Raw genomic sequence first — 13,246 nt, 5'->3', positions numbered from 1 at the left:
CGCGGATGCTCCCCTAGTTCTGGGAGCGCTCTCAGTCCCGAGGTGCTCCCAGACCACCAAAGGAGATACCCGTGCGAACACGACGCAACGGCGCGTTGCTCGCGGGCTTGGTCGGCGCGCTGGCGGCGGGGGGAATCCTGATCCCCACGACCACGGCGCAGGCCCACGGAGGGATGACCTTCCCGGCCACCCGGACCTACGCCTGCTACGTCGACGGCCGGGCAGGCGGGGGCGGCGGCGACCTGAACCCGCAGAACGAGGCGTGCAAGGCCGCGGTGGCGATCAGCGGCAAGCAGCCGCTGTGGGACTGGTTCGGCAACCTGATCAGCCTGGCGGGCGGCAGGCACCGCGAGATCATCGCCGACGGCGACCTGTGCGGGCCGACCGCCAAGTACGACGGCTTCAACATCGCGCACCCCGCGTGGCCCACCACGACCCTGCAGGCCAACGCCCGGGTGACCTTCCGCTACAACGCCTGGGCGCCGCACCCGGGCACCTGGTCGCAGTACGTCACCCGCAACGGCTGGGACCCCTCGCAGCCGCTGAAGTGGTCGGACCTGGAGCCGGTGCCGTTCAACGAGGTGACGAACCCGCCGATCAACGGCAGCGGGCCGGAGGGCGCGGAGTACACCTGGCCGGTGACCCTGCCCAACAAGTCCGGCAGGCACATCATCTACTCGATCTGGCAGCGCTCGGACAGCCCGGAGGCGTTCTACAACTGCTCGGACGTGGTCTTCAACGGCGGCACCGGTGGCGATGACACCACCGCGCCGTCCACGCCGGGCACGCCCGCGGCCAGCGGGGTGACCGCCTCGTCGGCGCAGCTGAGCTGGTCGGCGTCGACCGACAACACCGGCGTCGCCGGGTACGAGGTGTACCGGGAGAACGGGGCCAACGACACCCTGCTGACCTCGACGGCGACCAACTCCACCGCGCTGACCGGGCTCACCGCGAGCACCGAGTACGCCGTCTACGTCGTGGCCAAGGACGCCGCGGGCAACCGGTCGGCGGCCTCGCCCGTCGGGCGGTTCACCACGGCCTCCGGCGACGGGCCGGGCGGCTCCACCTGCCGGATCGCCCACACCGTCGCCACCTCGTGGAACGGCGGCTTCACCGGCGCGGTGCGGATCACCAACACCGGCACGGCCGCGGTCAACGGCTGGGCGCTGACCTGGTCCTACCCCGGCGGCCAGCAGGTCACCCAGGCGTGGAACGCGACGGTGAGCCAGTCCGGCACCGCGGTGACCGCGCGCAACGTGTCCTGGAACGGGTCGATCGCGCCGAACGCGACCGTCGAGTTCGGATTCAACGGCACCGGCCAGCCGGGGGCGGCGCCGAGCGGGTTCGCCCTCAACGGCACGGCGTGCACCGTTTCCTGATGGGCGGCGGGGCGGGTCCGGCGCGGGCCCGCCCCGCTCCCGCGAGCGCGAGGGAGTGCCGATGCTGGTGCGCCTGGCCGCCGTCGCGGCGGTGACCGCGGCGCTGGCCGCCTGCAGCCCGGGCCACCACGCCGACCGGATGCTGATCCCGGCCGGGTCGAGCGGGTCGGCCGCGCTCAGCCAGCCGGTCGGCGAGCTGGAGGCGCTCATCGACTGGGTGCAGAGCGCGACCGACGAGTGCGACGACGCCGAATCCGCCACCGAGCAGCAGTTGCGGGAGTACCTCGGCCCGACGCGCTTCCCCTGGTACGCCGCGTATGTCGGGTCGTGGGCGACGTGCGCGGTGGCCCCGTACGCCAAGATCGGGTTGGTCGTCTTCGCCCCGGGCGCGCAGGCTCAGTTCCAGCAGGACTGGGCCGCGGCGCTGCGGGCCGGTGAGGAGCGCAGCAACCCGGACTGGGCCTTCGGCAACGGTTTCGCGGTGACCGCGGGCCCCTTGGGCGTCGAGCGGCTGGGGCTGCGGTACCTGATGTGCGAGCCGGGGGAGTTGCCCGCGTCGGGCACCGTGCCCGCCGACGTGCCCGGCTGCGTGTACGCCGCCGTCGACCACCACGAGTAGGAACCGGCCGTTCCGGCCGCCCCTGACCGGGACCGCCCGCCGAGAGACTGGGAGCGCTCTTACACGGCGGGCGGTCCCGCCTTTCCGGCATTCGGCGCACCCCGCCGATCCATTCGTGCGCCTTCGGGTTTGCCTGTTCCCAACCGACGTGACGGGGGCTACTCTCTGCTGAGAGCGCTCCCAATCGCTCCGGCGATGCCAGCACGGTGATGCTTCGAGGAGGAAGCGGCTGTGACCAGTCGTCCCGTTCGCGCGCTGTTGAGCGCCGTGGTGGTCGCCGCGGTCGTCGTCCCGGTGGCGGGCTCGGCCACCGCCGCCCCGGCCTTCAACTACGGCGAGGCCCTGCAGAAATCCCTCTGGTTCTACGACGCCCAGCGCTCGGGCGCCCTGCCCGCGGACAACCGCGTGTCCTGGCGCGGGGACTCCGCGCTCGCCGACGGCGCCGACGTCGGCCTGGACCTGACCGGCGGCTTCTACGACGCGGGCGACCACGTCAAGTTCGGCCTGCCGTTCGCCGCGTCGATGACCATGCTGGCCTGGGGCGCGCTGGAGGAGCCCGCGGCCTACGCCCGCTCCGGCCAGCTCGACCACCTCAAGGCCAACCTGCGCTGGGGCACCGACTGGATCATCAAGGCGCACCCGGAGCCGAACGTCGTCTACGGGCAGGTGGGCAAGGGCGACGACGACCACCGCTGGTGGGGGCCCGCCGAGGTCATGCCGATGGCCCGCCCGGCGTACAAAGTGGACGCCCGCTGCCCGGGCTCGGACCTGGCCGGGGAGTACGCCGCGGCGATGGCCGCCGCGTCCCTGGTCTTCCGCGACAGCGACCCGGCCTACGCCGCGACGCTGCTCACCCACGCCCGCCAGCTCTACAGCTTCGCCGACACCTACCGCGGCCGCTACAGCGATTGCATCACCGACGCGCAGAACTTCTACCGCTCGTGGAGCGGTTACCAGGACGAACTCGTGTGGGGCGCGATCTGGCTGCACAAGGCCACCGGCGAGGCCGCCTACCTGGCCAAGGCTGAGAGCGAGTACGACCGCCTCGCCACCGAGCCGCAGAGCACCGAGCGCTCCTACCGCTGGACGATCGCGTGGGACGACAAGTCCTACGGCGCCTACGTCCTGCTCGCCGAGCTGACCGGCGGCCAGCGCTACGTCACCGACGCCAACCGCTGGTTGGACTTCTGGACCGTCGGGCACAACGGCAACCGCGTCCGCTACTCCCCGGGCGGGCAGGCCGTCCTCGACACCTGGGGCTCGCTGCGCTACGCGGCGAACACGGCCTTCGTCGCCATGGTGCACGCCGAGAACGTCGCCGACCCGGTGCGCAAGGCCCGTTACCACGACTTCGGCGTCCGCCAGATCAACTACATCCTCGGCGACAACCCGCGCGGGTCCAGCTACGTCGTCGGGTTCGGGCACAACCCGCCGCGCAACCCGCACCACCGCACCGCGCACGGCGCGTGGCTGGACAGCAGCAAGACGCCCGAGCTGAGCAGGCACGTGCTCTACGGCGCGCTCGTCGGCGGGCCGTCGACCAACAACGACGCCTACACCGACAACCGCGACGACTACGTGGCGAACGAAGTCGCCATCGACTACAACGCCGGGTTCACCAGCGCCCTGGTCAAGCTCTACGACGAGTTCGGCGGCGCGCCGCTGGCGGACTTCCCGCCGGTCGAGGAGCCCGACCTCGACGAGATCTACGTCCAGGCGGGCATCAGCCAGTCCGCGGCGACCTTCACCGAGGTCAAGATGTTCGCCTACAACCGGTCGGCGTTCCCCGCCCACGCGGTGACCAACGGCGTCGTCCGCTACTACTTCACCCTCGACGGCGGCACGCGCCCTGAGCAGATCACCGCGACGGCGAACTACAACCAATGCGGTGCGCCTTCTGCGCCGAGGCAGCACTCGGGCGCGGTGTACTACGTCGAGGTGCGGTGCGCGGGCGACATCGCGCCTGCCGGGCAGAGCGCGTGGCGGCGGGAGATCCAGCTCCGGCTGACCAGCTCCGGCGCGTGGGACCCCACCAATGACTGGTCCTACCGCGGCCTGACCGCCGGGCAGGCCACCACCAACAACATTGTCATCGCCGACGAGTCCGGCGTGCTGTGGGGCCAGGTCCCGGACGGCAGCAGCCCCGAACCCACCACCACGACCCCCACCACCACAACTGAGCCTGTGCCGAATGGCCCCGTGGTGGTCCAGCACCGCACGTCCTCGGCGCCCACCGAGAACCAGATCCGCGGCGCGGTGCGCGTCCGCAACACCGGGACAGCGCCGCTGGACCTGGCGACCACGACGGTGCGCTACTGGTTCACCGGCGATGGCGCGCGGTCGTTCCAGGTCTGGTGCGACTACGCCGCCGTCGGCTGCGCCAACGTCCGGATGAGCGTGGCCGCCTTGCCCGCCGCGCGTCCCGGGGCCGACCACTACGTCCAGGTCTCCTTCACCGCGGGCACTGTCCACCCCGGACAGGACTCCGGTGAGGTCCAGCTGCGGGTCGCCAAGGCGGACTGGTCCCCGCTCGACCAGTCCGACGACCACAGCTTTGCAGGCGCCACCGCCGCCTACCGCGACGCCCCGCGGGTGACGGCGCACAGCGGACCCGCCCTGCTCTGGGGCGTCGAACCCTAGCGGGACGGCGTGCCAGCCCCGGCCCGGGGCGGCTGTGCCCCGGGCCGGACCCCGTGCCCCCGCGCGGGAATCCCTGCGTCCCATGAAGGAGGACCTGCAACGATGCGTTCCGTCCTGTCCCGCCGAGCCCGGCCGGGGCCGCTGGGGGTGGCCCTCGCGGCGACCACCCTGGCGGCCGCGGCCCTGGTGCCGATGGCAGGCACGGCGCACGCCGCCGTGGCGTGCTCGGTGACCTACACGACCAACCAGTGGCCGGGCGGCTTCACCGCCAACCTCACCCTGCGCAACGAGGGCGACGCCCTGACCGCGTGGCAGCTGACCTGGACCTTCCTCGACGGCCAGCGGATCCAGCAGCTGTGGAGCGGCCGCCACACCCAGAACGGCAGCGCCGTGGTGGTGCAGAACGAGTCCTGGAACGGCGCGGTCCCGGCAGGCGGGACGGTGAGCCTGGGCTTCAACGCCAGTTGGAGCGGGCAGAACCGCACGCCGACCGACTTCGCCGTCAACGGCACGCCCTGCACCGGGGCGAACAAGCCGCCCACGGTGGCGATGACGGCCCCGGCCGACAACTCCAGCCACCCCGTCGGCACGCCGATCACCCTGTCGGCCAGCGCCGCCGACAGCGACGGCACGGTCGACCGCGTGGAGTTCTACAACGGCACGACGCTGATCGCCACCGACAGCACCGCGCCCTACAGCGTGCAGTGGGCGAACGCGCCGGTGGGGCAGCACTCGCTGGCCGCGCGGGCGCACGACAACCGCGGCGCGTCCGCGCTGTCGACGCCCATCGCGGTGACCGTCGTCGGCGCGCCCACGATCGTGGCCAGCCCCTCCGCGGTGACCGTGCGGCAGGGGCAGACCGCGCAGACCGGGGTCAAGCTGGCCACCCAGCCGTCGGGCACGGTGACGGTCTCGGTCGCCCGCACCGCGGGCAGCACCGACCTGACCGCATCGCCCGCCACCCTGACGTTCTCGCCGACGGACTGGAGCACCGCCAAGCCGGTGACCATCACCTCGGCGGCCAACGGCGGGGCGCTGGCCAGCGCGACCTTCCGGGCGACCGCGACCGGCTACACCGCGGCGACGATCGAGGCCCGCGAGCTGTCGGCGGACACCTCGGACTACACCGCGGCGTTCCTGGAGCAGTACCACAAGATCAAGGACCCTGCCAGCGGCTACTTCCGCGAGATCGGCGGCCTGCTCGTGCCGTACCACTCGGTGGAGACGCTGCTCGTCGAGGCCCCCGACCACGGCCACCAGACCACCTCCGAGGCCTACAGCTACTACCTGTGGCTGGAGGCGGCCTACGGCCGGATCAGCGGTGAGTGGGGTCCGTTCAACGACGCCTGGGAGTCGCTGGAGAAGTTCATCGTCCCCTCGGCGGCCGACCAGCCGAACGCGGGCCGCTACAACCCGGCCGACCCGGCGACCTACGCCCCGGAGCACCCGCACCCGTCGGCCTACCCCTCGCAGCTGGACGGCAACGTCCCGGTCGGGCAGGACCCGATCGCGGGCGAGCTGCGCACCGCCTACGGCACCGACGCGATCTATGGCATGCACTGGCTGCTCGACGTGGACAACACGCTGGGCTTCGGCCGCTGCGGCGACGAGTCCGACGCCGCCCCGGCCTACATCAACACCTACCAGCGCGGCTCGCAGGAGTCGGTGTGGGAGACGATCCCGCAGCCCTCGTGCGACACCTTCGCCCACGGCGGCCCCAACGGCTTCCTCGACCTGTTCACCGGGGACGCCCAGTACGCCAAGCAGTGGAAGTACACCAACGCCCCCGACGCCGACGCGCGCGCGGTGCAGGTGGCCTACCTGGCGAACAAGTGGGCGACCGAGCAGGGCAAGGCGGCCGAGGTCGCGGGCGTCGTCGCCGACGCCTCGAAGATGGGCGACTACCTGCGCTACGCCATGTTCGACAAGTACTTCAAGCGCATCGGCGGCTGCACCAGCCCGTCGGCGTGCCCCGGCGGCACCGGCAGGCAGAGCCAGCACTACCTGATGTCCTGGTACTACGCCTGGGGCGGGGCGACCGACACCTCGGCGGGCTGGGCGTGGCGCATCGGCGACGGCGCCAACCACCAGGGTTACCAGAACCCGCTGGCGGCCTACGCGCTGGCCAACGACCCGGCGCTGCGGCCGCGGTCGGCGACCGGCGCGCAGGACTGGGCGACCAGCCTCAACCGGCAGCTCCAGTTCATCAAGTGGCTCCAGTCGGCCGAGGGCGGCATCGCCGGTGGCGCGACGAACAGCTGGGACGGCCAGTACGCCCAGCCGCCCGCGAACCTGCCCACGTTCAACGGCATGTTCTACGACTACCAGCCGGTCTGGCACGACCCGCCGTCCAACCGGTGGTTCGGGTTCCAGGTGTGGGGCATGGAGCGGGTCGCGGCGCTGTACTCCGAGACCGGCAACGCCCAGGCCAAGGACATCCTCGACAAGTGGGTGCCGTGGGCCATCGCCAACACCGAGGTCGGCGAGGGCGGCGACTTCGCCGTGCCGTCGGACATGACCTGGACCGGCACGCCGTCGGGCAGCTTCACCAGCAGCGGCAGCAACTGGCCCGCGGCCAACCCCGGCCTGCACGTCACCGTCGACACCAAGGGCCGCGACGTCGGCGTGGCCGCGGCGCTGGCCAAGACCCTGCTGCACTACGCGGCGCGGTCCGGCGACGCGGCGGCGCGCACGACCGGCGAGGGCCTGCTGGACGCCCTGCTGGCCAACCAGACCGCGCTGGGCATCGCCACCCCGGAGACCCGCACGGACTACTCGCGCTTCGACGACGAGTACGTCGCAGGCGGCGACGGGGTGTACGTGCCGCCGGGCTGGCGCGGCACGATGCCCAACGGCGACGTGATCGAGCCGGGCGCCACCTTCCTGTCCATCCGCTCGTTCTACCTCGACGACCCGGACTGGCCGAAGGTGCAGGCGTACCTGGACGGCGGCCCCGCGCCGACGTTCACCTACCACCGGTTCTGGGCGCAGGCGGAGATCGCGACCGCCTTCGCCGCGCACGTCGACCTGTTCACGCCGTAGCCCCGCGGGGCCGCCGGACCCGTTCCGGCGGCCCCGCCGGCTAGGCTGCGCCCGTGCTGGACTTGCTGATCACCGGAGCCCGGGCGCTGACCATGGACCCCGCCCACCCCGCCGCGCGCAGCATCGGGGTGTGGCGGGGTCGCGTCGTCGGGGTGGACGAGGCGGTGGCCGACCTGCCCGCCGCCGCGCGGGTGGACCTCGGCGGGGCGTGGGTGGTGCCCGGGTTCGTCGACGCGCACGTGCACCTGGCGTGGGCGGGCCTGGCCGCGGGCACGCCGTCGGTGGCCGGGTGCGCCGACCCCGCGGAGCTGCTGGCCGCGGTGCGGGCGGCCGCGGCCCGGCGGGCGGCGGGGGAGTGGGTCGACGTGGTGGGCTACGACCAGCGCAGGCTGGGCAGGCACATCACCGCCGCCGAGCTGGACGCCGTGGCCGACGGGCGGCTGGTGCACCTGGTCCACGACTCCGGGCACGCCTGCGTGGTCTCGTCGTCGGTGCTGCCGCTGCTGCCGGACGGGACCGCGCACCTCGACGGGCTGCTGGTGGAGGCAGGCGCGGCGGCGGTGCGGCAGGCGCGCCAGCCCTACCCGCGGGCCGAGCTGGTCGACGCGATCGAGCGGGCGGGGCGGCAGTGCCTGGCCGAGGGCGTCACGGCCTGCGCCGAGGCGGGCATCGGCGGCGGGCTGATCAAGCACAGCCCGATCGAGGGCGCGGCCTACCAGGAGGCCCAGCGGCTCGGCAGGCTGCCGCTGCGGGTGCGGCTGATGGTCTCGGCCGACGTGCTGCGCCCGGTCGGGGCCCACCCGTCGGACGCGACGCCGCGGGCGATGGACCTCGGCCTGCGCAGCGGGTTCGGCGGCGACCGGCTGGGCCTGGGGGCGGTCAAGGTCTTCACCGACGGCGGGATGATGGCCCGCACCGCCGCGCTGACCGCGCCGTACGCCGACGGGTCCGGCTCCGGCGAGCTGTACGCCGACCCGGCCGAGCTGCACGCGGTGATCCGCGACGCGCACCTGGCCGGGTGGCAGCTCGCCGTCCACGCCATCGGCGACCGCGCGGTCGACGTCGCCCTGGACGGCTTCGAGGCGGCCGTGTCCACGCCCCGCCCGGGCCTGCGGCACCGGATCGAGCACGCCGGGCTGGTCCGGCCCGACCAGCTCGCGCGCTTCGCCCGCCTGGGGATCGCCGCCGTCGTCCAGCCCGCGTTCCTGTGGTCCTTCGGCGACGACTACGCCCGGATCATGGGCCCGGAGCGCGCTGGCTGGCTGTACCGGGGCCGCTCGTTCCTCGACGCGGGTGTCCGGCTGGTCGGCAGCTCCGACCGCCCGGTGACCACCGGCGCCCCTCTGACGGCCATGCGGTTCATGGTCGACCGGTTGTCCTCCTCGGGCCAGCCGATCGGGCCGGAGGAAGCCATCACGCCGATGCAGGCCTTGCGGGCCTACACCGTCGACGCCGCGTGGGCCTGCGGGTGGGAGGACGACCTCGGCAGCATCGCGCCGGGGCGGTTCGCCGACCTCGTGGTGCTCGACGGCGACCCAATGGCTTCCTTCGACATCTCCGTGGTGTCCACTGTGCTCGGTGGCGCGGTCGTGCACGGCCAAGGCTGGTGAGCGGGGGCGGGCGCCGGTCGTCCGGCGCCCGCCCCCGGGTGGCTCACCTGCGGCAGGGGTTGCCGCCCGGGTGCGTGGACGTGCCGTGGATGTCCACCTTGGCCTCGGCGACCACGATGGTGGTCAGCGGGGTCTCGATCGACACCGCGCGCTGCGTCAGCACGCCGTTCTTCAGCGTTTGCGAGTTGAGCTTCAGCGAGCCGATGACCAGCGGGATCGTCAGCGGGGCCGAGCCGACCTCCACCGCGACACCGTTGATCTTCAGCGAGGCGACGCGGGAGTCGCCCGCGAAGACCGGCACCAGCCCGCCGTCACCCGGCACGCAGGTGACCGCGGCGTTGGCCTCGATCACGCCCAGCTCGACCTTCAGGCCCAGGGTGCTCACGACGGTCCGCTCGACCTGGCTGTGCGCCTCGGCCTTGTCCCCGGGCGCCGGGGCGACCTGCTGGTCGTCCGGGGTCAGCCCGGTCCGCGCGCTCAGCGCCTCGGCGCCGACGTTGATCAGGCCAGCGTTCAGGTTCGCGTCCACGACAGTCTTGCTGTCGTCGGCGCACGGCAGGTTCTGCGGGTTGGCCCGCGCCACCTCGATGCCCGCCACGCGCAGCCCGGTGGCCGAGCAGGAGAACGTCCCGTCGCGGTCGGCGTCGATGATCGTGCCGACGCCCACCGGGTCGATCAGGCCCGCGCCGACCGGGTTGGACAGCGTGACGGTGAAGTTCTCCGCCAGCTCATCCACGGTGTCGCCGACGACCTGCACCGCGACCGGTTTGCTCGTCTCGCCGGGGGCGAAGGTGACCGTCCCGAACGCGCTGGCGTAGTCCGCGGGCGCGGTCGCCGTGCCGTTGGCCGTCACGTACTGCACGGTCACCGCCGTGCTCGCCGGGATCGACAGCGACACGGTGAACACCGCCGCGGTCGTGCCCACGTCGGGTTCGGTCACGGTGACGTCGTTGATCGACAGGCCGGGCACCCGGACGGTGACCGTCTGGACGTAGCCCGCGGACACGCCGTCGACCAGGTAGTCGACCGAGCAGGTGTAGACGCCCGGGGCCGCGTCCGCAGCCGCGCCGATCGTCTCGGTGAAGGTGGCCGTCTCGCCGCCGACGACCGTGCGGCTGGCGGGCGAGTTGCTGATCTCGATCTCGTCGTCGCACGCCCCGACCTGCGGGGTGACGGTGACCTCGATCGCGGCGATGCCGTCGAGGATGGCCTGGGAGACCTGGTCGGCGGGGACGTCGTTGAGCAGCACGCCGCCGGTGGCCTCGACCAGCGCGGTGGCCTGGCCGGTCGCATCGATCAGTCCGACGTTGACCACGATGACGCGCACGTCGGCCGCCTGCAGGGCGGCGATGGCCTCGGCGAGGGTGTGCCCGCCGCTGGGGTCGTGGCCGGGCGCGTCGCCGAACATCGCCAGGATGCGGGTGCTGCCCGGGCGGAAGGCCACCGAGCCGGTGGCGATCTGGTAGAGGGCGTTGATCTGGCCCTCGGGGAAGTCGCCGCCGCCGGAGGCGACCCACTGGTCGATGCCCGCCTGGACGGCGGCCGGGTCGGCGGTGGTGTTCTGGTTGAGCCGGTAGGCGAACGGGTCGGTGAAGTCCTTGTACTCCGCCACCGCGAACTGGGCGCTGGACTGGGCGGCCAGCACGTCGGAGGTGATCTCGCTGGCGTTGGCCTTCACGTCCGCGATCGAGATGCCCATGCTGCCGGTCGTGTCGGCCAGCAGGACCAGGTCGGGGTTGGGCGGGACGGCGGCGGTGGTGACGGACTTGGTGACCGTCGTCGACTGGCCCGGTCCCAGGGTCACGTCCACAGTGGAGGGTGAAACGCCCGGGGGCGCCGCCGCGGCCGCGCCCGGCAGGGCGGTCACCAGCCCCGCGGTCACGGCGAGCACGAGGATGCCCGCCGCAGCTCGTCTTCGTCCGGTGGATCTGCGCATGTGTCCTCCAGGGTCGGTAGCGACACATCCTGGGCACCGGGTGATCGGGCGGACAACGCGCAGGGCGGCACGAAACGCCTCCGGTCCAGCGGTCTGGACCTGACCGGCGCAACCGGCGTTGCTCCGCTCAACGCTGGGTTGGCTGGCGCGCGTCCGATCAGGTAGAGCCCTTCGGCCCATCGCAGCGGTCAACGGGCAGGCAGGGGGCCTGCCCGTCGACCGGCGGTCATCCGGCGAGGACGGCGTCGTCGTCCGGGATGCGCAGCGAGGCGACGAGCTCGCGGTAGAGCTCGTCGGTGGCCAGCAGCTCGCTGTGCGTCCCGCGGGCGCGGACGCCGCCGTCCTGCAGCACGATGATCGTGTCCGCGTCCACCACCGTCGACAGGCGGTGGGCGATGGTCACGACCGCGGCGCGGGCGGCCTGCTCGCGGATGACGTCGTGCAGCGCGGCCTCGGTCAGCCCGTCCACCTGGGCGGTCGCCTCGTCCAGCAGCAGGACCTCCGGGTTGCGCAGGACCGCGCGCGCCATCGCGATGCGCTGGCGCTGGCCGCCGGAGACCGAGGTCGCCGACAGCGGGGTGTCCAGGCCCTGCTCCAGGCCGTCGGCCAGGGTGTCGAGCCGGACCGCGCGCAGCACCCGGTCCAGCTCCTCGCGGGTCGCCTCCGGGTGGGAGAACAGCAGGTTGTCGCGGATGGTGCCGGGCACGACCGGCGTCTCCTGCTCGACGTAGGCCAGCCGGGCGCGCACGTCGGCGTGGGTCAGCTCGCGGTAGGGGATCCCGTCGACCAGCAGGGTGCCCTCCTGCGGTTCGAGGAAGCGCAGGATCAGCGAGAACAGCGTGGTCTTGCCCGCGCCGGACGGGCCGACGATCGCGGTGTGGCCGGTGCGGGGGATCACCAGGTCGACCCCGCGCACCGCAGGCTCGGCGTCCGGGCCGTAGGCGGCGGTCACCCCGCGCAGCTCCAGCACGGGCGCCTCGGGCGAGCCCGCGCGGCCGCTGCGGGCCTCGCTGTCGTCCTCCACCGGCATCGCCTCGACCTCGCGGATGCGGGCGGCCGCGGCGATGCCGTTCTGCAGGGCGGTGACGTTCTGGCTCAGCGAGGTGATCGGGTCGATCAGGCCGAAGGCGTAGAGCAGGAAGGCGATCAGCGCCGAGATGGCCAGCTCGCCGTCGGCCACCCGCCACGCGCCGATGCCCAGGATGAGGATGATCGCCAGTTGGATGCCCGTCCACGCCGTGCTCCAGGCGATCGCCTCCCGGCGGACCGCGGCGATGCTGTGCCGGGCGGCCTCGCGCGCGTCGGTCATGATCTGCTCGGCCTGGCGGTTCTCGGCGCGGCTGGCCTTGACCGTGCGCACCGCCCGCAGCGCGCCCTCCAGCACGCCGCCGAGCGCGCCGATGTGCGCCTGAGCCTTCTCCTTGGCCACCGCGATGGCGGGCATGAGCACGGCGAACAGGATGGCGATGACGATGACCGACGCGACCGTGGTGGCCAGCAGCGTCAGGTCGAGCACGGCCATCATCGCCAGCGTGCCGACCAGCGTCACCGCGCCGTTGATCAGCCCGATGACGCTGGAGGTGGCCGCCTCGCGCAGCAGGACGGTGTCGGAGGTGACGCGGGTGACCAGCTCGCCCGACTGCCGCGCGGTCACCGCGGGGACGGTCGCGCGGAAGAACCGCCGCACCATCGCCTCCCGCGCGGCCAGCACGACCCGTTCGCCCAGGCTGCCCAGCAGGATCCACTGCATCAGCCACACCGCGGTGCCGACGACCAGCAGCGACAGCATCAGCACCACCGGCCCGGCCAGCGACGCCGACGCCCCCAGCGAGTCCAGCACCCACTTCGTGGCCAGCGGCGTGGCCAGACCGGCGGCGGACCCCGCCAGCGCGAGCAGCAACCCCAGTGCGAGCGCGCCCCGGTGCGGCCGGGCGAACGACCACAGCACGCGGAGCCGAGGAAACCTCTTCGGAACACTCATGCTTACGAGTGGAACATAGCTGTTCCATTTCGGTCAAGC

Annotated in this window: 7 protein-coding genes; 5 read left to right on the top strand and 2 right to left on the bottom strand. The window is 73.0% G+C overall.

The annotated features are described in order from the left end of the window. Positions 1-71: 71 nt before the first annotated feature. The 5 genes from ACWEPX_RS10870 to ACWEPX_RS10850 all read left to right on the top strand — a co-directional run bounded on the left by ACWEPX_RS10870 (position 72) and on the right by ACWEPX_RS10850 (position 9,290). Positions 72-1,379: a lytic polysaccharide monooxygenase gene (locus tag ACWEPX_RS10870; RefSeq protein WP_451896920.1), complete on the top strand. Its 1,308-nt coding sequence runs from the start codon at positions 72-74 to the stop codon at positions 1,377-1,379. 61 nt (positions 1,380-1,440) lie between these two features. Beyond that, on the top strand, positions 1,441-1,998 hold the full coding sequence (locus tag ACWEPX_RS10865) for a hypothetical protein (RefSeq protein WP_451896919.1): 558 nt from the start codon (positions 1,441-1,443) through the stop codon (positions 1,996-1,998). A gap of 231 nt (positions 1,999-2,229) precedes the next feature. Then, on the top strand, positions 2,230-4,638 hold the full coding sequence (locus tag ACWEPX_RS10860) for a glycoside hydrolase family 9 protein (RefSeq protein ID WP_451896918.1): 2,409 nt from the start codon (positions 2,230-2,232) through the stop codon (positions 4,636-4,638). A 102-nt stretch (positions 4,639-4,740) separates the two neighbouring features. After that, positions 4,741-7,680, top strand: coding sequence for a glycoside hydrolase family 48 protein (locus ACWEPX_RS10855; RefSeq protein WP_451896917.1), 2,940 nt, complete (start codon positions 4,741-4,743; stop codon positions 7,678-7,680). A 53-nt stretch (positions 7,681-7,733) separates the two neighbouring features. Continuing rightward, on the top strand, positions 7,734-9,290 hold the full coding sequence (locus ACWEPX_RS10850; protein ID WP_451896916.1) for an amidohydrolase: 1,557 nt from the start codon (positions 7,734-7,736) through the stop codon (positions 9,288-9,290). A gap of 43 nt (positions 9,291-9,333) precedes the next feature. Here the strand turns inward: ACWEPX_RS10850 and ACWEPX_RS10845 are convergent, their stop codons facing one another. Further along, complete coding sequence (locus ACWEPX_RS10845) at positions 9,334-11,226, bottom strand: Calx-beta domain-containing protein (protein ID WP_451896915.1); 1,893 nt, start codon at positions 11,224-11,226, stop codon at positions 9,334-9,336. A gap of 226 nt (positions 11,227-11,452) precedes the next feature. Further along, positions 11,453-13,207, bottom strand: a complete 1,755-nt coding sequence (locus tag ACWEPX_RS10840; RefSeq protein ID WP_451896914.1) for an ABC transporter ATP-binding protein — start codon at positions 13,205-13,207, stop codon at positions 11,453-11,455. Positions 13,208-13,246 lie beyond the last annotated feature (39 nt).

This window comes from Actinokineospora sp. NPDC004072, assembly GCF_053604195.1.
This window is presented reverse-complemented; position numbering and strand designations above follow the sequence as displayed.